Here is a 20,849-nt window from a genome sequence, read left to right as displayed (position 1 = left end):
CTGCTAGAATGGCGATTTTTCTCCGCAGGAAACATCGATGTCCGCCGCGATCCCACCCGGTTTTGAACATGCCGAGCTCGACTGGGACGAGAACGGCCAACCGCAATCGCGGCGCTATGGTGACGTATATTTTTCTCGCGGCTCAGGCATGGCCGAAACCACCCACGTATTTCTGCAACCCAACCGATTGGCCGAACGTTTCGCCGCGCTTCAGGCCGGGGAACGCCTGGTGATCGGCGAAACGGGCTTTGGTACTGGCCTCAGTTTTCTTTGCGCCTGGGCGCTGTTCGAGCGCACAGCGCCTGCCATTAGCACCCTGCACTTCGTCAGCGTTGAAAAGCATCCACTCACGCGCGACGACCTGCGTCGCGCGCTGACGTTGTGGCCCGCACTACAGCTGCAGGCGCGCCAGTTGCTCGACCAGTATGTGGCGATCAATCCGGGATTCCAGCAATTTCGTTTCGGCCGGGTGACGCTGACGCTATTGGTAGGCGATGCGCTCGACCGGCTGAAACAACTGGATGCCCGGGTAGACGCCTGGTTTCTCGATGGTTTCGCACCGCCGAAGAACCCGGACATGTGGCAGCCTGAGCTATTCGAGCAGGTGGCGCGGCTGTCCGCCCCGGGCGCCACGCTGGCGACCTTTAGCAGCGCCGGCAGTGTGCGACGAGCCCTCAAGGGAGCAGGCTTTGAGGTCAAGCGGATACCGGGCTTCGGCCAGAAGTGGGAAAACCTCCAGGGCCACCTTGCCGCATCGCCAGGAACCTCGGAGCGTCTGTGGTTTGCGCGCCCGTCGCATCAACCAACGCAGCGCAAGGCACTGGTCATCGGCGCAGGCCTGGCGGGTTGCGCCAGCGCCGCCAGCCTGGCGGCGCGCGGCTGGCAAGTGACACTGCTGGAGCGGCATGACGATGTGGCCCAAGAGGGTTCTGGCAATCCCCAGGGTGTGCTCTATCTGAAGCTGTCAGCGCACGGCACCGCGCTTTCGCAGCTTGTCGCCAGCGGCTTTGGCTACACCCGTCGGTTGTTGCAGAACCTGCAGCAGGGCCAGGACTGGGATGCCTGCGGCGTGCTGCAGCTTGCCTTCGACCACAAGGAAAGCGCCCGCCAAGCCGCACTGTCCGACGCCTTTCCGCCCAGTCTGCTGCGCGCGGTGCAGCGCGAAGAAGCCGAGCAGCTGGCGGGCGTGGCGCTGGACCATGGCGGGCTGTTCTATCCGGACGCGGGTTGGGCGCATCCGCCAGCGCTGTGTCGCTGGCTGATCGCGCACCCCGCCATCGAGCTGCTTCGCCACCGGCACCCGGTCGAGCTGCGCCGCGCCGGCGAGCGGTGGCAGGCGCTGATCGGCGATGAGCTGCTGGCCGAGGCGCCGGTAGTGATCCTGGCTGGCGCCGCCGACGCTGCGCGCTTCAGCCAAAGTGCCTGGCTGCCGCTCAAGCGTATCCGCGGACAGATCACCGCCCTGCCGGTGACCGAACAAAGCAGCGCGTTGCGCACCGTGCTCTGTGCCAAGGGCTACGTCGCCCCACCCCGTGAGGGTCAGCACACGCTGGGGGCGAGCTTCAATTTCGCCGAAACCGATCCGGCTCCGAGCGCAGCGGAGCACCATTCCAACCTGGAGATGCTCGCGGAGATGTCCGCTGATCTGCATCAGCGCCTGGCGGCCGACGCCGTCGATATCGACCAACTGCATGGACGCGTCGCGTTCCGCTGCACCAGCCCCGACTATCTGCCCATCATCGGCGCGCTGGCCGATCCAGCACGCTTCGCCGAAGCCTATGCCGTGCTGGCGAAGGATGCTCGGCAAGTGCCTGATACGCCGTGTCCCTGGCTTGATGGGCTGTACGTCAATACCGCACACGGCTCGCGCGGCCTGATCACCGCGCCACTGTCGGGCGAGCTGCTCGCCGCGTGGCTGAATGACGAACCGCTGCCCGTACCGCGCGCCATCGCCGAAGCCTGCCACCCCAATCGATTCCTGCTGCGCCAGCTCATTCGACGGATCGACTGAGCGTCTCATCGAGCGCCTGCCTATTCGAGCCTCGTGACCGTGGTTAACGCCGGGCTCGCGGTGACCGCGCAGTTGCGGAGCCTGGTCACGGCCGACATGCGCTTGCTGCGCGAAGCCGAGGGCATGCCGGAGCTGCCCTTGAGCAGCATTGTCCTGCTGCGCAACGAACGTAGTCAGTCGCAAGTCAGCGAAACACTGGCCGAGCATATCGTCGAAGGCTTTCGCTATAGCAGACAGCAGGCTCAGCCGGGCTGCTGACTACTCCCTCGAACCGCATATCGAGGCGGCGCGAAGCAGCGCCGCAGTGATTCCGTGCTGCTCCCATTCCGGCAACGCCGCGAAACGTGCAACGAACTCCGGCGGCAGCAAAGACGGAGCCTGTTGCTGCAGTGCGCGACCCTCGTCAGTCAACAGCAACCATTGGCGGCGGCGGTCCTGATCATCGCGCTGGCGCGACAGCAGTCCGCGCTCGGCGAGCCGGTCCAGCTGCCCAGACAGGGTTGCAGGCGTAAGGCTGACGCGCTTGCTCAGCGCACTGGCCGTGAGCTGTCGTTCGCTCGCAAGCACCTGCAGAATCATTAGCTGCACCGGGCTCAGTCCACCGTAACGTGCCAGCCGCTTGGCATGCACTTCGGCGTCCTGCTGCAACCGCCGCAGCGCCTGAAACAGCGACAGTTCAAGCCTGCTCTCCGACTTTTCGATAGTTTCAGCTCGAATATTTTCTTCGTTCATAAACAACATAATCAGCTGGGTCACGGTTTGACATGAAAGCACTTTCTTTGTTTCCCTGTAAAACCTGACTGACGCAGCAGGGTGCGACTCAGCCTGTGCGGGACGCACCTGAATGATCACCGCAGCCGGCGAGCCAGAGCGCTATACGCTGGTCTGAAAACCTGAACTTCGCGATCCGAGCATCAGTCACACTCCCCAACGGCAACACCGGTAAGGATCTTATGTGCGGCATAGCTGGCGAACTTCGCTTCGATAATCAACCGGCCGATCTGGCCGCGGTTGAACGCATCACTCAATCCCTGACTGCTCGCGGCCCGGACGCCTGTGGCTTCAACAGCCAAGGCCCTCTGGCGCTCGGTCACCGACGCTTGAAAATCATGGACCTGTGCGAGGCCTCGGGTCAGCCAATGGTCGATTCGGCACTCGGTTTGTCGATGGTGTTCAACGGCGCCATCTACAACTATCCGGAATTGCGCGCCGAGCTGGAGGCACTGGGCTATCGCTTCTTTTCCGAGGGCGACACCGAGGTGCTGCTCAAGGGCTTTCATGCCTGGGGCGAAGCCTTGTTGCCGCGCCTGAATGGCATGTTCGCCTTCGCCATCTGGCAGCGCGACGTACAGGAACTGTTCATCGCCCGTGATCGCCTCGGCATCAAGCCGCTCTATCTGTCGCGCACCGGCGCGCGCCTGCGCTTTGCCTCGACGCTCCCGGCGTTGCTCAAGGGCGGCGACATTGCCGGTGTGCTGAACCCGGTGGCACTGAACCACTATTTGAGCTTCCATGCCGTAGTGCCGGCGCCGGACACGCTGATTGCGGGTATCGAGAAGCTGCCTCCCGGCACCTTCATGCGTATTGATGCCAGCGGCAAGACCAGCCAACACCGCTGGTGGACGCTGGAGTTCGGGGCGTCGGAAGAGGAGCAAGACTACAGCTTCGAAGACTGGCAGGAGCGCACCCTGACAACCCTGCGCGAGTCCGTCGCCTTGCGTCATCGCGCGGCGGTCGACGTGGGCGTGCTGCTGTCCGGTGGCGTCGACTCCAGCTTGCTGGTCGGCCTGCTTCGCGAAGCCGGCGCTGCGGATAACTTGCAGACCTTCTCCATCGGCTTTGAGGATGCCGGCGGCGAGCGTGGCGACGAATTCAAGTATTCGGATCTGATTGCGCAGCATTACGGGACGCGCCATCACCAGCTGCGGATTCAGGAGAAGGAAATCCTCGAACAGCTGCCTGCCGCCTTTCGCGCCATGAGCGAACCGATGGTCAGTCACGACTGCATCGCCTTCTACCTGCTCTCACGGGAAGTATCCAAACACTGCAAGGTAGTCCAAAGCGGTCAAGGTGCCGATGAGCTGTTCGCTGGCTATCACTGGTATCCGCAGGTGGACGGTGCCGACGACCCCGTCGAGGCTTATCTCAACGCCTTCCGCGACCGCAGCTTCGAGGAATACGCCGACACCGTGCAGCAGCAGTGGGTCAAGGGCGACTTCTCCGGCGACTTCGTTCGTCAGCACTTCGCCCAACCGGGCGCCGATGCGGCCGTCGACAAGGCCCTGCGAATCGACAGTACGGTGATGCTGGTCGATGATCCGGTCAAGCGCGTCGACAACATGACCATGGCCTGGGGCCTCGAGGCACGGGTGCCGTTTCTCGATCACAACGTGGCCGGGCTTTCGGCACGAATTCCCGCGAAGTACAAGCTGCCCGATGGCGGCAAGTATGTGCTCAAGGAAGCCGCGCGCAAGGTCATCCCGGCCGCGGTCATCGACCGCCCCAAGGGCTATTTCCCGGTGCCGGGCCTCAAGCACCTGCAGGGTGACACGCTGAACTGGGTGCGCGAGCTGCTGACGGACCCGAGCCAGGATCGCGGACTGTACAACCCGGCAATGCTGGACAAGCTGTTCAACGACCCGGAGGGCCAACTGACGCCCCTGCGCGGCTCGAAATTATGGCAGCTGGCAGCGGTCAATCTATGGTTGAGCGAACAAGGCCTCTAACAACCCGATCATGACGGCACGGCGCCCAGGCGCGTTGACAGGACGAATGCCGCGACGTCGTGACAAGCTCCAAGGACCGTACCATGCAGAAGTCTCAAGCCTATGGACAGCGGCTGTTACGCGGCCAGACACCGACCTACGAGCGCCTGCAGCAACGACTCGCGGAGGATGGCCAGGCGCAACCTCGGGCGCCTGTAACCCTGCACTGTGGCTGGGGCCGGATTCTGATCGGACACACCTACTCCGACCCTGAAAAGCTCGCTGCCGACCTGCTCCATGAACAGGCCGGGGAGCGGGACATTGCGCTGTACGTTGCCGCGCCGCACCAAGTGCTCGCCTATGCGCCGCAGCAGCTGTTCCTTGACCCCTCGGACACCTCTCGCATCTGGTTCACCGACTACCGCCCGGCCCGCCGCAGCTTCCGCGGTTTCGGCATTCGGCGCGCCCAGAGCGAGGCGGACTGGAAGGCGATCAATAGCCTGTACCAGTCCCGCCATATGCTGCCCGTCAACCCGGAGCTGTGCACCCCACGAGAGCAAGGTGGTCCGGTTTATTGGCTGGCCGAGGACGACGACTCCGGCCAGATCATCGGCAGTGTCATGGGCATCAATCACCACAAGGCTTTCAACGATCCGGAGAACGGCTCCAGCCTCTGGTGTCTGGCGGTCGCGCCGAACTGCAGCCGCCCTGGCGTAGGCGAAGCGCTGGTTCGCCATTTGATCGAACACTACATGGGACGCGGGCTGGCCTACCTCGATTTGTCAGTGCTGCACGACAACAAGCAGGCCAAGGCGCTCTATGCCAAACTCGGTTTCCGTGACCTGCAGACCTTCACGGTCAAACGCAAGAACACCTTCAACCAGCCCTTGTTTCTGGGGCCTGGCCCGGAAGCCGAGCTGAATCCCTATGCCAGGATCATCGTCGACGAGGCACGGCGCCGTGGCATCGAAATCACCATCGACGACGCCGACGCGGGCCTGTTCACCCTGACCCAGGGCGGCCGGAAGGTGCGCTGCCGCGAATCACTGTCGGACCTCACTTCAGCGGTAAGCATGACGTTGTGCCAGGACAAGAGCCTGACCCACCGCACCCTCGCCCGCGCCGGGCTCAAACTGCCAGCGCAGCAGCTCGCGGGATCGCCAGAGGACAACGAGGCGTTTCTGCAAAGACATGGCCGTGTCGTGGTCAAGCCGCTCGATGGCGAACAGGGCCATGGGGTCTCGGTCGATCTGCGTAGCCCTGAGGACGTGGAACAAGCGATTACCCGCGCACGCCACTTCGATCAACGCGTCTTGCTCGAAAGCTTCCATCCCGGCCTCGATCTGCGCATCGTGGTGATCGGCTATGAGGTGGTCGCTGCGGCAATTCGACGTCCCTCCGAAGTAATTGGCGACGGCCGCCACTCCATCCGGGAACTGATCGAAACCCAGAGTCGCCGCCGCCAGGCCGCGACCGGTGGCGAAAGCAAAATCCCGATGGATGAGGAAACCCAGCGATGCATCAGCGAAGCCGGCTTCGATTACGACAGCGTGCTGTCATGTGGCCAGCACCTGACGGTTCGTCGTACCGCCAATCTGCATACTGGCGGCACGCTCGACGATGTAACCGATCAGTTGCACCCCGAGCTGATCGACGCTGCCGTCCGCGCGGCCCGTGCGCTGGATATCCCGGTGGTTGGTCTCGATCTGTTGGTGCCGGCGGCAGACCGGCCTGAATACGTGTTCATCGAAGCGAATGAGCGAGTCGGCCTGGCCAATCATCATCCACAGCCGACCGCCGAACGCTTCGTCGACCTGCTCTTCCCACTCAGCTACGGCACCCATTAGCGGGCCAACCAGGCGATTGATAGCCTGGCTCCGGCACCTCATGTGGCGGAATGGCCCAGCCGCCTCGCTTGTGGCGCTACCGCAGCTCAACTTCACTCACCTAGATGGCGGCGGCCCGTTTTTCGCCGCCAAGGAATGATCATGATTGCCAAGCTTCCAGAACCAGACCTCAACTACCTGCAACGCGTGCTGCTGGAAATGCTCGCCATTCCCAGCCCCACCGGCTTCACCGACACCATCGTTCGCTACGTGGCGGAGCGGCTGAAGGAGCTTGGCATTCCCTTCGAGCTGACCCGTCGCGGGACCATCCGCGCCACACTCAAAGGCCGTCGGTACAGCCCGGATCGAGCCATCGCCGCACACCTGGATACCATCGGCGCCAGCGTCCGGGAGATCCAGGACAATGGCCGACTTGGCCTGTCCCCGGTGGGTTGCTGGTCCAGTCGTTTCGCCGAAGGCAGCCGCGTCAGCGTGTTCACCGACACCGGCGTGGTCCGCGGTAGCGTGCTGCCGCTTCTGGCCTCGGGACATGCATTCAATACCGCGGTCGACGAGATGCCGATCAGCTGGAACCACGTCGAACTGCGCCTGGACGGCTACACGGCGAGCCGCGCCGACACGCTTGCGCTAGGAATCAATGTGGGCGATTTCGTCGCGTTCGACCCGATGCCCGAGTTCACCGACAGCGGTTACATCAGCGCGCGCCATCTGGACGACAAGGCCGGAGTGGCAGCCTTGCTGGCGTCGCTCAAAGCCGTGGTTGAAAGCGGCCGGGAGCCGCCGATCGACTGCCATCCGCTGTTTACCATTACCGAGGAAACCGGTTCCGGTGCAGCCGGCGCCCTGCCCTGGGATGTCAGCGAGTTCGTCGGCATCGACATCGCGCCGACGGCCAAGGGTCAGGAATCCAGCGAACACGCCGTCACCGTAGCCATGCAGGATTCAGGCGGGCCTTATGATTTCCACCTGTCGCGGCACCTGTTGAAACTGGCCGAAGCCAATGAGGTCCCGGTGCGTCGCGATCTGTTCCGCTATTACCACAGCGATGCGCAGTCGGCGATTGCCGCCGGTCACGACATCCGCACCGCTCTGCTGGCCTTTGGCTGCGACGCGACGCATGGCTATGAGCGCACCCACATCGACAGCCTGGCGGCCATGAGCCGCTTGATTTCGGCTTACTTGCTGAGCCCACCGGTCTTCACCAGTGACGCCCATACGAGCAAAGACTCGCTGGAAAACTTCAGCCATCAACTGGAACACGTGACCCAAATGGAGAACGACACGCGCGTGCCGGCAGTCGATTCGATCTTCGACAGGCAAACCGATGATTCGTCCGGTTGATGGGCACGTTTCATGATGCGCCGCCAACTGGAAGGCAATTGCCGATTGCGGCGCGGCGCTGATCCGGGCAAAGTCGCAAACCTCTGAAACAGTCAGGCATGAAGCGAAGGGATTTGTCCTTCGCGCGACTGGAAACTGCGTTTTGCAAGTTTGCACGCCTTGGGTCAATAACATGCTGCCGCGTCTTTTTCTGGCCGTCTTCCTGTACTGTCTGACCGCTCAGGCATCGGCGTTCGAGCCCGTGCCCGTGGATTCACAGCATTTTCGCCAAGCACTGGGCAGCTCAAGTTACTTTCTGAGAGACCCTGCCGCCGAACTGAGCGTGGCCGAGGTGTTCGCGCTACCCGAAAAGACCTTCGAGCCGGTGTCAGGCGTACATCCCAATCAGGGGAAGAACGATTCGGTCTGGTGGTTCCGTGTCGAGCTGGACAACCAACTCCACGACCCTCTCGGCGGCTTCGTCGAAATCAACTACCCGCTGCTCGACGATATCCAGCTGTATCTCCGTCACCCGGACGGCCGGATCAGCCGACAGCACTCGGGGGACAACCATCCGTTCAATGAGCGCTCGGTCAGGGTCAGTAACTTCTTGTTTCCATTGGAGCTCGCGCCGGGCACCTCGACCGTGCTGGTGCGCGTGCAAAGCACCAGCACCCTCTACGTCCCGCTGTATTTCAGTACCTATGCAGCCAACGCCGAAGCGCTCGAAGATTCAATGGGCTTCGCCGGTGCCTTCTATGGCGTGCTGTTTGCAATGTTCTGCTACAACTTCTTCCTGTTCCTCTCGCTGCGTGAACCGGCGTATTTCTGGTACCTGATCTACAACCTCAACGTCGCCCTGTTCGCACTCAGCTTCGATGGTCTACTGGTCAAGTGGCTGAACGATGCAGGCGGTGTGGTCGCGTTAGGCATCTACGCGCTGATGCTCAGCCATTGCCTGGTGTCGATCCAGTTCACCCGCCATTTTCTGCATACCCAAGAATACTTCCCGCGCCTGGACTTCGCCCTGCGTGTGGCGCTAATCCTGTCGATGGGCGCGCTGCTGTCCGGTTTCGTTCTGGAAATGCGGGTCTGGAGCGTGCTCGCCAGTGTGATGGTCATCGGCTCGTCGATCGGCCTGCTGCTGACCGGTGCGTTCGTCTGGAGCCGCGGCGTGCGCTATGGCCTTTATTACACGCTGGCCTGGGGCGTCCTGCTGGCGACGTTCGTCATCGCCACAGCGGGTTCCCTGGGCTTCAACCTGCTGGGCCTGTATGGCGCGTCGATTGTCAAAGTCGGCATCGCCTTCGAGTTGATCACCCTGTCGATCGGGCTCGCCGACCGTATCAACCTGCTCAAGGAAGAAGGCTTCCGTTCGCGCCAGGCAGCCGAGCGGGCAGAAAGCGAGAACCAGGCAAAAAGTCGCTTCCTGGCGAAAATGAGCCACGAGATCCGCACGCCACTAAACGGCGTTTTGGGCATGCTGCAATTGCTGCGTGAAACCCCGCTGGATCGTAACCAGCGCTTCTACCTCGATACGGTAGCCAGCTCCAGCCACTCACTGATGACGGTCATCAACGACATCCTCGACTACGCACGGATCGGTGCCGGCAAACTGGTCCTGGAGGACATCGAGTTTGACCTGGAAGCGCTGGCCTCCGAAACCATCAGCCTGTTCACGGCCCAGGCGCTGCAGAAGCAGCTGAACCTGCATCTCAGCCTTGCGCCCGGGGTGCCACGCCGCCTGCGCGGCGACCCGACCCGCCTCAAGCAAGTCCTGATGAATCTGCTGAGCAATTCGTTGAAGTTCACCGAGCAGGGTTGCGTGGTACTGCAGGTCGTCTGTCAGGGACCGGAGGGCGGCCGAAGCCTGGTCTTTTCGATCACCGACAGCGGCATCGGCATGCGCGCCGAGGTGCTGGCCCAGCTGTTCGAGTCCTTCGCACAGGGTGATTCCAGTACAACCCGACGCTACGGTGGCAGCGGCCTGGGCTTGGTCATCAGCAAGGAACTGGTGGAAATGATGGGCGGCCAGATCGAAGTGCAGAGCACGCCCGGCCAGGGCAGCCAGTTCAGCTTCGACATTCCGCTGCGGGAGGCGAGCGACAACTCTGACCCCCTCACGACCTTGCTCGAGGGCCGAACCGCCGTGATCGCGTCTCGGGAAATCTGTGCACTGGATGCGATGGGCAATCTGCTCCACCGTTGGGGCATGCGAATCGTCCGTTGCGAGGAGCCGCAACGACTGCGCCGCTACCTCGACGATCAGGCTTCAGCCCCGCTGCTGGTGATCATGGCACCCTGGCCTGGCAAACCACAGGCATGGCTCAACGCCGTGGCCGACCAGCTCGAACCGAATCAGCTTGTGATGCTGCTCTACCCGCCACAAAGCGAGCCCTCACCTGCTTCGTCATCGTTGCACCTGGCAAGCCTGCCGCTGCCCCTGCTGCTCGGCCCCTTACGCGAAGCACTGCATCGTCTCTATCAGCGAACCCGAACGTCAAATGGCGCTGCGATGGTAGCCGCAGACAACCTGACAGGCCGCAAGCCACTCATCCTTGCAGCCGAGGACAACCCGGTCAGCCAGGTGGTCGTGTCCAGCCTGCTGCGCAAACGCGGCTATGAGGTCATGGTTGCTGAAAACGGGCGCAGGGCAGTCAGTGCATACAGTGAGAACCCGGCCGCCGTGCAGCTGATTTTGATGGACTGCGAGATGCCGGAAATGGACGGCTTCGAGGCCAGCCGACAGATCCGCCGACTCGAAGCGCAATTGCAGCTGCGACCCGTGCCGATCATCGCACTGACCGCTCATGTGCTTGAGGAGCACCGCCGCGCTGGCAGCGAGGCCGGCATGGACGATTTCATTGGCAAGCCATTGGACAGCGAGCAGCTGTATGCTTACCTGGACCGGTTCCTCAACGCGCCGGTCAGCGAACCCGATCTGCACCACCCCACTTGATCCGACGCCGATGCTCATCCCTTACGACCAGCTCGAACCTGACACCCTGACCCGCCTCATCGAAGACTTCGTGACCCGCGAGGGCACCGATAATGGCGACGAGACGCCACTGGAAACCCGCGTCGAGCGGGTACGCCAGGCACTGCGCAAAGGCACCGCGGTCATCGTGTTCGATGTTGATCATCAGCAGTGCCAGCTCGCACTCAGGCGCGACGTGCCGAAGGAATGGCTGGAAGACTAGATTTCAGCTGAATACCCCGCCGTCACGCTCCCAGGCACACAACGGGGCCCACACGGCCTCGTTGTGCCATCCGCCATCAAGCACCCGCCCGCACCGCATTGCGGGCTGCACGGAATCGCCCCCTTCGCTCGCAAAGTGCCCCGGAAAGCTTTCCTCCAGGCGTGCGACTATCTCCGCGCTGATGGAGCGGCGGTTGGTTTTCGCTGATTGCCAGAGCCGAATACCCCGGCCATGCTCTTAGCTTTTTTGTTCTTAGCCAGCTGCGTATGGTGGCGCTAAAGCTGACCAGCTGAAAGCCGGTGGTTTAACCTAGTGATGGAAAATAAAAATACCCATACCGGAGATCCAGTACCATGAGCACCATCCCGAACTTTGCCATCCACCACGAACTGCATTTTGGCGACCGCGTCGTCCGTTGTTACCGGGACCGGCTGCCCAGCGTGCTTGCCTCGTTCCAGGCTTCCGTGGAGCGGGCCCCGGATGCGGATTGCATCGTTTGTGGTGACGACCGGCTGAGCTACCGGCAAACTGCAGACAGGGCCGATGCCATGGCCGGCCAGTTGCGAAACCGCGGTGTCCAGGAAGGCGACCGGGTGGCCCTGCTGATGGGCAACTGTACGGAGCTGGTCCTGTCGGTGCTGGGTATCCTCAGGGCCGGTGCCATCGTTGTTCCGCTGAATGCGCGCGAGCAGGCGCCGGGGCTCCGCTACATGCTGGAACACTCGAACGCCAGGGTCATCATTTTCAGTTCCGATCAGGCCAACAAGCTCCCAGCCCCGGACCGCCTGCCGGGTCTCGAACATCGGTTCGCGGTGGGTGAAGAGGTCATACACAGCGAGCCCTTTGATAACCTGATCCGGGTCGAGGGTTCGGATCTACCCCTACCAGACACGCGTGAGGAAGACACCGCGGTCATTCTCTACACCTCGGGCACTACGGGTACGCCCAAGGGGGTCATGCTGACCCACTTCAATATCATCCACTCGGTCATGCACTTTGAGCACACCATGGCCCTGGGCGATGGCGAGCGCAGCCTGCTGGTGGCACCCGGCAGTCACGTCACCGGTCTGGTGGCCAATGTGTTCAGCATGCTTCATGTGGCCGGATGCGTGGTGGTAATCCCCCAATTTGATGCCGTCCAGGCGGTGGAACTGATCGCCCGGGAAAAAGTGACCCACAGCGTGATGGTACCGGCCATGTACAACCTGTGTCTGCTGCGGACCAATTTTCGGGACCACGATCTCAGCGCCTGGCGGATCGGGGGCTTTGGCGGCGCCCCCATGCCGGAGATTACCATTGACAGGCTCCGGGAACAGTTGCCGAATCTAGAGCTGATCAATGCTTATGGCGCCACCGAAACCACTTCTCCGGTCACGGTCCAACCCCTGGGCGATGCTGGCCGGCACGCCGACAGTGTCGGTCAGGTTGTGCCCTGCGGTGACGTGCGGGTCATGGATGAACGTGGCCACGAAGTGGAGCCCGGACAGTCCGGGGAACTCTGGATCAGCGGCGCCATGGTCGTACCCGGTTACTGGAACAATCCGGAAGCCAGCGCACGGGAATTCACCGCCGGCCACTGGCGCTCCGGCGACATTGGTTCCATCGACGAGGATGGCTTTGTCAGGGTCTTTGATCGCAAGAAAGACATGATCAACCGGGGCGGCTATAACATCTACAGTGTGGAACTGGAGAACCTGATCACCGGCCACCCGGCGGTGGTTGAATGCGCCGTGATCCCCCATCCGGACGACGTACTGGGTGAGAAAATCCACGTGTTCGTGACCACACTGGAAGGCCAGGAACTGGCGGAGGAAGACATCCGGCAGTTCTGCCGGGAGAATCTGGCGGACTATAAGGTTCCGGATTATGTAACGCTCCAGGAAGAGCCGCTACCCCGCAATGCCAACGGCAAGCTGGTGAAAGCCAAGCTGAAGGAACTGATTGCCTGAGGCCATTGATACAGGGACTCAATCACCTCCGTGTATTTCTCATAGATCTTGCTGCGCCGAACCTTCAGGGTAGCGGTAACCTCATCGTCGTCATGGTCCAGCTCCTTGGTCAGCAGATAGAACCGCTTGACCTGCGCTACCTGGGGAAGCTGGTCGTTACCCAGCCTGATCTGATCGTGAATCAGCTCCTGGACCCGTGGATGCTCCGCAAGGCTGCGGAAAATTGTGTAGGTTACCCGTTCCTGTTCCGCCCACTTGGCCACGTTCTCGTAGTCGATCTGGATCAGGGCGGACACGTATTTGCGGGCTTCGCCGATGACGATGCATTCCTTGATGCAGGGGCTCGCCTTGATGGTGTTCTCACTTTCGATGGGCGACAGGTTCTTACCTCCCGCGGTTATGATGATGCCCTTGAGGCGGTCCACGATGCGCAACTGGTCGCCCCGCCACTCTCCCACGCTGCGCAGTCAGCCATTCCGTAGTGCGCCGGCGGTCAATGCGTCACTGACCACGGCGTATCTGCGCCCGGTGCCGACAGAGGAGCGCGCTTAGGCGCCGGCGGAAGGCCGGGCTTTCATGCGTTCGTGCCAAGCCTTGAGGCGAACCTGGTCATCCGCAATGGCAAGGCGGTTGACCTTGTTGAACTCGACCGTGCAGAAGGCGCTGACATCGGCAGTGGTGAGTTGGTCCCCCACCAGGTATTCGCGCCCTTCCAGATGCGCATCCAGCACGCCGAAGAATTTCTCCGCCTGACCCCGGCATTCGGTGCCCCATTCAGGGAAGCATTTCATGCGATCCTTGAAGACACCGCTTATGTGCTGGAATGCCATGCCGGTGGGGAGAAAGAAATAGAAATCAACCCAGCGGACCCACTGCTCGACCAGCGCTTTCTCCTTCGCATCCCGTCCCATCAGCGGCTTCTCGGGGTGGAGCTCTTCAAAATAGCGGCAGATCGCCATGGTCTCGGAAATGCAGGTGCCATCGTCTAATTCCAGCACCGGAACTTTCTTCATGGGGTTCTTCGCCGCGAACTCGGGGGTGAGGTTGTCGCCTCCCTGGAGGTCAATCTGGACGAATTCGACCTGATCGGTGAGCCCTTTTTCTGCAAGATACATACGAACTCGCCTGGGGTTAGGCGCTTGGGCCATCTCGTAAATCTTCATGCCTACTCCACTGTTATTTATTGTTAAACTCGGTCCGCTGATTCCAGCCCCGACAGCGATCCTGCTGCACGCCTTGTGGATTGGCAGAGAGGGCCGAGGGTTTGCTATCCCTACAGGCAAAACGGGCGAAAACGAACCGGCGGGTTCCTGTTAGGATGCCCATGATCGAGCCTAGCCCGTCATTAAGGTTCCGTCAAGGACGGCTGCGCTGAAAGGTGCGCGTACCTGAAGGCCCTCAAGGACAGAACCCGCCCAGGGCAATCGCACATAGATAATGATTCTCCGTCCGCCGTGTCTTGCTCCTCACCTTGTCCTTGAAGGCCTTGAGGCTCTTCTTGCGCACCCAGCGTTTCCCCGCCTCGACACGGTAGCCCAGGAAATTGAATCCCTGACCCCGGTCGGCAGTCCCCAATATGGGTCTTGTCGGGATGCAGGGTCAGGCCGTTTGTCGTTACCCATGCCTGAACATGGGCCAAAGCTTGCCGCCCCCCCGGGAAGGCGCCGCCGAACACCTGGAGCTTGACTAATATTCTGGGGGGCGGACGCTTACCGCCACTGCCCCTACCCTGACCGTTGCTATCACGCCCAGCCTGGGGATAGGGGTAATGCCGTGTTCCCATTGCGGGCATTGGCCTGGTTCCGGCAACTGTACTAAACTGTACAAAATCGTCCATTGCGACGATATCTAGTAATGGCCCCTTGTCATACTGTCTGGTCATCAATAGTGAAATGAACTACATGTGGGTCGCACACTTCAGATGCGACCCCAGATGGGCCTAACAGATGAGTTCCAGTACCACTCAGCAATTCGGCAAAATCGGCTACCAGACAGATTTTGATGTCGAGGGGCTGTTCAGTTATCTCAGGCAGCACTTTCCTCATCTCTCGGCATCAATTGAGTCCGGCGACCTGTCGTTAGTCCCCATATCCGGCGGCCAGTCCAACCCCACCTACTTCCTCACTGTTGGTGACCGGGAACTGGTGCTTCGCAAGGCGCCTGGGGGCGAGACCCTGCCGGGTGCCCATGCAGTCCACCGGGAATACCGCATTATGGATGCGCTGGCGGACTCGGACGTACCAGTACCAAAGATGGTGATGCTGGAGAACGATACCAATATCCTCGGTGCGCGCTTTTACCTGATGGAGCGCCTGGACGGGCAGGTGTTCCATGAAAGCATCCTGCCGGAACATTCCCCGGCGGACCGGTCTGAGATCTATCGCGACAAGGCGAGAATCCTCGCCAATCTCCACCGCGTGGACGTGGTGGAAAAAAATCTCCAGGACTACGGTCGCACCGGGTCTTTCTTCACCCGTCAGATTCACCGGTGGACTAAACAGTGGGAGCTGTCGAAAACCCGAGAGATTCCCGAAATCGACCAGCTGGCAAAGTGGCTGAAGGAAAACGATGACGGCGATGAAACGTTGACCCTGGTCCATGGCGACTACCGCATGGGCAATCTGATGCTGCACCCGAAGGAGCCCCGCATCGTCGGCGTGCTGGACTGGGAACTGTCGACACTGGGGCATCCCCTGGCGGACCTTGCCCATGCCACTGCCATGTGGCACATCACTCCGGAAGAGTACGGCGGAGTAATGGGAGCTGATCTCAAGGGCCTGGGCATTCCGGAACGCCAGCAATTCGAGGATATCTACCTGGAAGCGGCCGGCTTCAGCAACGGGCTGACCACCTTCCACCGCGCTTTTGCCCTGTTCCGCTGGGCCGTGATTTTTGAAGGTATCGCCAAGCGCGCGCAGTCCGGCAATGCCGCCGCCAAAAACGCCGATGCCGTAGGCGCTCTCTCCGTCACTCTGGGCCGACGTGGCGCCGAGTTGCTGTCCGGAAACAGGCTGCCAGGCTGACAGAAGGCATCCGATTCACCGGAGTAGGAGCAATCTGGCAACCGCAGGGTTAGTGGCCGGTTCGCTCTGTTTCACCGGGGCGGCTGGCGCCGAAACCCTGCGCATCTCATCCGGCATGGGACAGCAGCACTTCTAGGGGGAACTGAAGAGTCTGTCAGGCACTGATCTGGGCGCAGCGGCTCTGAAGGCCGTGTTGGAGCGGTCCCGTCTGGGCAGCACCGATGTCAGCGAGGTCATGATGGGCAATGTCCGGTCGGCCGGCCTCGGCCAGGCACCGACGCGGCAGGCGGCACTCGGCGCCGGGCTGGACCTGTCCACGCCCTGCACCACCCTCAGCAAGGTGCACGGTTCCGGCCCATGCTGGCCCACGACCTGATCACTCACCGTGGGCAATGCTGACATCATTGCCGGTGGTATGGAGAGCATGACCAACGCCCCTACCTGGTGCCCAAGGAGCGCAACGGCGCCCGCCTGGGCCACGCCGATATGCTGGGCCACATGTTCTTTGATCTGGAAGACGCCTACGACAGGGGCCGGCTGATGGATACCTTCGCCGAATCCTGTGCCGACCATTACTGCTTTACCCGGGAACAACAGGACGAGTACACCCGGCCTCGGACCGGGCGCTGAAAGCCACCGAAAAGGGGCGCTTCCGCAACGAGATCACGGCCGTGAATACCGGTCGCGGCCAGGTGGAGGTGGACGAGCAGCCTGGCAAGGCGCGGCCCGAGAAGATTCCCACCCTGAAACCGGCGTTCCGCAAGGATGGCACGGTAACAGCCGCAAATGCCTCGTCCATGTCCGACGGCGCCGCCGCCCTCATCCCGATGCGACAGCCCGAAGCGGAGTAGCGCGGCCTGACGCCGCTCGCCGCCATTCGTAGCCACAGCAACAGCAGCCACGCCCGGGCGCCTGAGTGGTTCACAACGGCACCGGCGGGCGCCATTCAGGGCCTGATGGAAAAGACAGGCTGGAATGTAAAGGAACGGAGGGTGGCGTGCCTAAGGCCTGCTCACTCCTCCGGGTCAGCAAACTTCGGCGCCCGCTTCTCCAGGTTGGCATACACCGCCTCTACCTGGTTGGCGCTGCCGATGATGCGGTCCTGCTCCCGGGACTCCTCCAGCAGGATACGGGCCGCGTCCTCCTTAGGAGTGATGGCGCTGTTCAGCAGCCGCTTCATGGCACGGATGGCGTCCGGGCTCTTGCCGGCGATGGTCTGCGCCATGGTCAGGGCCTCCTCCCTGGGATTGCCACTGACGTGGGTCGCCAGGCCCAACTCACAGGCTTCCTGGCCTGACAGGATACGGCCTGTATAGCACAACTCGCGGGCGATATCGGGACGGACCAGTTCGTTGAGCAACACCATGCCACCCATGTCCGGCACCAGACCCCACTTCACTTCCATAACCGCCCACTGGGAATCCGGTGTGGTGAAGCGGATATCGGCCCCCAGGGCCACCTGCAGGCCCCCGCCAAAGACCACACCGTGAGTCGCCGCGATCACCGGTACCGGCACCTCCCGCCACACCATGGCCACATATTGGGCCAGGTTCGAGTCGCCGTGACTACGGGGCTCAAGACCCTGGCCGCCGACGCCGGCACCGCCGCCATCGGCCATTTTCGCGAAGTTACCCATATCCAGGCCGGCACAGAAGCAGCGACCCTCGCCACTGAGCACCACGGCGCGTACGCTCGGGTCGTTCTTCAGTTTCTCGCCTGCGTTGGCCAGGTTGGTAAACATGCCGGTATCCAGCGCGTTCATCTTGTCGGCGCGGTTCAGGCGAACCTCGACCACGCCTTCATGTTCAGTGCGGATAACCTGTACGGTTTCGGACATAGTGACTTCCTCGGGTTAAGCAAGCCGGCTCAGGTAGAACGCTGGGCCTTGTCCTGGTTGTTCACGGAAGTAATGGCTTCCCGGGCCTGGCGCCATTCGTCATCGCCCCAGGCGGCCAGTGCGGTGAAGTTGGCCCCGTCTGCCTGGTACTGCCCGCCATCAATGGCGATGGTCTGACCGTTGACGTATTCGGAACCGGGGTCCAGCAGGTAGACGGCCAGGTTGGCCAGTTCCGGGTAGCGGCCCGGTCGCCCCATGGGACTGTCACCCAGGTCCATTTCTCCCAGGGGCCCCAGGCGTTTGGTCATGCCTTCGGTGGGAAACAGGCCCGGCGCGATGGCGTTCAGGCGAATGCCGCGGTTGCCCCACTCTACCGCAAGTGATTGTGTCATCGCATTAACGCCGGCCTTGGACATGGCCGAGGGCACCACGAATGGTGATCCGTTCCAGACCCAGGTGGTCACAATGGACACCACAGACGCCGGCTTGCCCTCTTCCAGCCAGCGCTTGCCGCAGCTCTGGGTCACCAGGAAACTGCCCCGGAACACGATATTGGCGACGGCGTCAAAAGCCCGGTGGGACAGATCCTCAGTGCGGCTGATAAAGTTCCCGGCGGCGTTGTTGACGAGACCAGTCAGAGCGCCGCCGTCCTCCCAGATTCTGGCCACCATGTCGTCAATGGCATCGGGGCTGCGGATGTCGCAGGGAATGGCGGTCATCTGGCCGCCATGGCGCTCCATCAGTTCCCGGGCGGTTTCCTCAAGCACATTACCTCGCCGGCCGCAGATGTAGACATGGGCCCCCAGAATCAGGCAGGCTTCGGCCATTTCCCTGCCCAGGCCCGTGCCGCCACCGGTGATGAGGATCCGCTGGCCGTTCATCAGGCCGTCACGGTACATCAGATCTTCTGCCTTCATGATTGTTCTCCTTCGGAGGAATAGTGGGGTTCGCGCTTCTCGAGGAAGGCGCTGACGCCTTCCCGGAAGTCATCGTCCTGTATGCAGAGGATCTGGTTGCGGTCCTCCAGCGCTACCACGGCTTCCAGGCTCTGGGCGTCTATAGCCAGACCCAAGGCTTCCTTGGTCAGCCGCAGGCCCAGGGGCGTGGCGCGCAGCATATCGGCCACCAGGCCATCGGCGTGCTCCTGAAGCTGCTCCAGCGGTGCCACCATGCTGGTGAGCCCCAGTTCCCGGGCTCTGTCGGCGACCATGAAGCGCCCCGTCAGCAGATACTCCGCGGCCGCCGAGCTGCCCACCATGCGGGGCAGAAAATAGCTCACCCCAACATCGCAACCACTGATACCCAGTCGGATAAACGCGGCGTTCATGCGAGCGTCCGGGGTCAACAGACGGACATCGCTGGCCAGGGCAAGCGCAAAGCCGCCGCCACTGGCCGCACCTTGGACAATGCTGATGATCGGCTGAGGACAGCGGCGCATGGCGACCATGATGTCCCTTACGGCTCGCTGCTCGTCCAGGGCACCGCCAACCCGAGGATTAATGGGGGTCTCCGCCTGCTCTTTCAGGTCCAGGCCGGCGCAGAAAGCCCGGCCCTCGGCGGCCAGCACCACCACACGAATGTCGCGGCGCTGGTAGAGTCCGGTAAAATAATCCCGCAGGGCGTGAACCAGAGGCCGGTTGAGGGCATTGAGGGCGTCCGGCCGTGACAGGGTCAGGCGGGCGACACCATCGGACTCAACAATGCTGAGGACGTCAGTAGCTGAAGCCATGGTTTCTATCCTCTGTTAAAAGTTTCCGGGCAATCAGCAGCCGCTGCACTTCGCTGGTGCCCTCGTAAATCCGGGTGATCCGGGCATCCCGGTACAGGCGTTCGACGGCGTAGTCTTCGAGAACCCCGTAGCCGCCGTGGATCTGGATGGCGCGAGAGCACACCTGCTCCGCCAGTTCGCTGGCGAACAGCTTGGCCTGGGATGCTTCCGACAGGCAGGGCTGGCCGGCAGTCTTGAGTCGGTCACCAGCAAACGGGCCGCATTCAGGCGGGTATGCATGTCCGCGAGCAAGGTGGCGATGCCCCGATGGTCGGTCAGGCGCACACCGAACTGGACCCGCTCCCGGGCGTATTTCACAGCCGCTTCAAAGGCAGCCCGAGCGACGCCTACGGCTTGCGCCGCAATGCCGATCCGGCCGCCTTCCAGGTTCGAAAGAGCGATCGCCAGCCCTTTGCCCCGCTCGCCGAGCAGGTTTTCCTCGGGGATACGGCAGTCGTCCAGGCTAATGGCGCAGGTATCGGAGCCACGAATGCCCAGCTTGTGCTCCAGCCGGTCCTCCAGGAGTGCCAGTTCACGCTGGGCGAACTGGCGGGCCATGTCCCGAATCATCCGCTGGTCTTCGTTGAAGTCGATGTCCTGCATGCTGGCGCTCTCTTGTTTTTATGCCTGCTTGGAATCTGACACAGCCCTTAACCGGTCGCCTCGTCGAAAAAGACGGAAATTCGCTCCGGCGTGCGTGGCCTCATCCATGGTGGTCATCCGCCATTGGGGGGACTTGTCCTTGTCGACGATCGGCGCCCGGATACAGGCTGCCAATCAACCCCAGTAACGAATCCGGGATCACATCAAGGCAACCGACAACCCGCCATCGACGACCAGGTTGGTACCGCTGACGTAGGAGCCCGCTTTACTGCACAGGTACAGCACTGAGTAGCCGATATCTTCCGGTTCCCCCAGGCGTTTCACTGTATTCTTCTCGACGATGCGCTTCTTGGTGTCAGCGTCAAAGGCATCGGCCAGTTTGGTCTGGATGACGCCAGCTCTTAGAAGCCCTTAGGGAACGCTGAATAAATCGGCGAGCAGGATGAAGTGGGCGGCATTCCGTCGCAAGGCGCACGGACCGCAGGAACCCGAGCCTATAGGGTATAGGTGAGGATTCCGACCGGGCTGGCACTCCAGCACCGCGCAACGCAGCAATCCGCCTGCGCAGACATTTATGCAGTGTTTT

At 61.9% G+C, this 20,849-nt stretch carries 18 protein-coding genes and 2 pseudogenes; 12 read left to right on the top strand and 8 right to left on the bottom strand.

All coding sequences use genetic code 11. The annotated features are described in order from the left end of the window. Nucleotides 1-37: 37 nt before the first annotated feature. Nucleotides 38-2,011, top strand: coding sequence for a bifunctional tRNA (5-methylaminomethyl-2-thiouridine)(34)-methyltransferase MnmD/FAD-dependent 5-carboxymethylaminomethyl-2-thiouridine(34) oxidoreductase MnmC (gene mnmC, locus NA637_RS07540; RefSeq protein ID WP_256071690.1), 1,974 nt, complete (start codon nt 38-40; stop codon nt 2,009-2,011). Between the two features lie 39 nt (nt 2,012-2,050). Then, nucleotides 2,051-2,269, top strand: a pseudogene (locus tag NA637_RS07535) (hypothetical protein); the annotation flags it as partial. Here the strand turns inward: NA637_RS07535 and NA637_RS07530 are convergent. Then, a complete protein-coding gene (locus NA637_RS07530; RefSeq protein WP_256071689.1) occupies nt 2,270-2,743 on the bottom strand; it encodes a MarR family winged helix-turn-helix transcriptional regulator in 474 nt (157 codons plus the stop codon). It lies immediately after the preceding pseudogene. A gap of 221 nt (nt 2,744-2,964) precedes the next feature. Here NA637_RS07530 and NA637_RS07525 point away from each other — a divergent pair, with 221 nt between their 5' ends. From NA637_RS07525 to NA637_RS07500, 6 genes are all read left to right on the top strand, one after another. Then, nucleotides 2,965-4,737, top strand: a complete 1,773-nt coding sequence (locus NA637_RS07525; RefSeq protein WP_256071688.1) for an N-acetylglutaminylglutamine amidotransferase — start codon at nt 2,965-2,967, stop codon at nt 4,735-4,737. Between the two features lie 83 nt (nt 4,738-4,820). Continuing rightward, nucleotides 4,821-6,563 carry an N-acetylglutaminylglutamine synthetase gene (gene ngg, locus NA637_RS07520; protein WP_256071687.1) on the top strand — a complete coding sequence of 581 codons (1,743 nt, stop codon included), beginning with the start codon at nt 4,821-4,823 and terminating at the stop codon, nt 6,561-6,563. 141 nt (nt 6,564-6,704) lie between these two features. After that, entirely contained in the window at nt 6,705-7,904 is a 1,200-nt protein-coding gene (locus tag NA637_RS07515; RefSeq protein ID WP_272888946.1) for an osmoprotectant NAGGN system M42 family peptidase, read from the top strand. A gap of 172 nt (nt 7,905-8,076) precedes the next feature. After that, nucleotides 8,077-10,842, top strand: a complete 2,766-nt coding sequence (locus NA637_RS07510) for a hybrid sensor histidine kinase/response regulator (RefSeq protein WP_256071686.1) — start codon at nt 8,077-8,079, stop codon at nt 10,840-10,842. Nucleotides 10,843-10,852: 10 nt separating this feature from the next. After that, nucleotides 10,853-11,083: a YheU family protein gene (locus NA637_RS07505; RefSeq protein ID WP_073300565.1), complete on the top strand. Its 231-nt coding sequence runs from the start codon at nt 10,853-10,855 to the stop codon at nt 11,081-11,083. 353 nt (nt 11,084-11,436) lie between these two features. Further along, complete coding sequence (locus tag NA637_RS07500; protein WP_256071685.1) at nt 11,437-13,032, top strand: class I adenylate-forming enzyme family protein; 1,596 nt, start codon at nt 11,437-11,439, stop codon at nt 13,030-13,032. Here NA637_RS07500 and NA637_RS07495 read toward each other — a convergent pair. Next, nucleotides 12,948-13,457, bottom strand: a complete 510-nt coding sequence (locus NA637_RS07495; protein WP_423836706.1) for a hypothetical protein — start codon at nt 13,455-13,457, stop codon at nt 12,948-12,950. The genes NA637_RS07500 and NA637_RS07495 overlap by 85 nt on opposite strands. Before the next feature lie 123 nt (nt 13,458-13,580). Next, complete coding sequence (locus tag NA637_RS07490; protein ID WP_256071683.1) at nt 13,581-14,195, bottom strand: glutathione S-transferase family protein; 615 nt, start codon at nt 14,193-14,195, stop codon at nt 13,581-13,583. Nucleotides 14,196-14,978: 783 nt separating this feature from the next. Here NA637_RS07490 and NA637_RS07485 point away from each other — a divergent pair. From NA637_RS07485 to NA637_RS07470, 4 genes are all read left to right on the top strand, one after another. Continuing rightward, nucleotides 14,979-16,055: a phosphotransferase family protein gene (locus NA637_RS07485; RefSeq protein ID WP_256071682.1), complete on the top strand. Its 1,077-nt coding sequence runs from the start codon at nt 14,979-14,981 to the stop codon at nt 16,053-16,055. A 190-nt stretch (nt 16,056-16,245) separates the two neighbouring features. Continuing rightward, nucleotides 16,246-16,431 (top strand): hypothetical protein, encoded by a 186-nt coding sequence (locus NA637_RS07480; protein WP_423836705.1) that lies wholly within the window; start codon nt 16,246-16,248, stop codon nt 16,429-16,431. A 68-nt stretch (nt 16,432-16,499) separates the two neighbouring features. Further along, on the top strand, nt 16,500-16,685 hold the full coding sequence (locus NA637_RS07475; RefSeq protein ID WP_256071681.1) for a hypothetical protein: 186 nt from the start codon (nt 16,500-16,502) through the stop codon (nt 16,683-16,685). A 41-nt stretch (nt 16,686-16,726) separates the two neighbouring features. Further along, on the top strand, nt 16,727-16,906 hold the full coding sequence (locus NA637_RS07470; protein ID WP_256071680.1) for a hypothetical protein: 180 nt from the start codon (nt 16,727-16,729) through the stop codon (nt 16,904-16,906). A gap of 161 nt (nt 16,907-17,067) precedes the next feature. Here NA637_RS07470 and NA637_RS07465 read toward each other — a convergent pair whose 3' ends face one another. The 5 genes and pseudogenes from NA637_RS07465 to NA637_RS07445 form a co-directional block, all read right to left on the bottom strand. Then, nucleotides 17,068-17,892 (bottom strand): crotonase/enoyl-CoA hydratase family protein, encoded by an 825-nt coding sequence (locus NA637_RS07465; RefSeq protein WP_256071679.1) that lies wholly within the window; start codon nt 17,890-17,892, stop codon nt 17,068-17,070. Nucleotides 17,893-17,921: 29 nt separating this feature from the next. After that, on the bottom strand, nt 17,922-18,809 hold the full coding sequence (locus NA637_RS07460; RefSeq protein ID WP_256071678.1) for an SDR family oxidoreductase: 888 nt from the start codon (nt 18,807-18,809) through the stop codon (nt 17,922-17,924). Beyond that, entirely contained in the window at nt 18,806-19,621 is an 816-nt protein-coding gene (locus NA637_RS07455) for an enoyl-CoA hydratase/isomerase family protein (protein ID WP_256071677.1), read from the bottom strand. Before NA637_RS07455 ends, NA637_RS07460 begins: the two co-directional genes overlap by 4 nt. Further along, a pseudogene (locus tag NA637_RS07450) lies at nt 19,605-20,176 on the bottom strand (acyl-CoA dehydrogenase family protein); the annotation flags it as partial. The gene NA637_RS07455 and the pseudogene NA637_RS07450, both read right to left, overlap by 17 nt. 285 nt (nt 20,177-20,461) lie before the next feature. Further along, nucleotides 20,462-20,653, bottom strand: a complete 192-nt coding sequence (locus NA637_RS07445) for an SDR family oxidoreductase (protein ID WP_256071735.1) — start codon at nt 20,651-20,653, stop codon at nt 20,462-20,464. Between the last annotated feature and the right edge of the window lie 196 nt (nt 20,654-20,849).

The organism is Stutzerimonas stutzeri (assembly GCF_024448935.1).
Taxonomy (GTDB): Bacteria; Pseudomonadota; Gammaproteobacteria; order Pseudomonadales; family Pseudomonadaceae; genus Stutzerimonas; species Stutzerimonas stutzeri_AO.
This window is presented reverse-complemented; position numbering and strand designations above follow the sequence as displayed.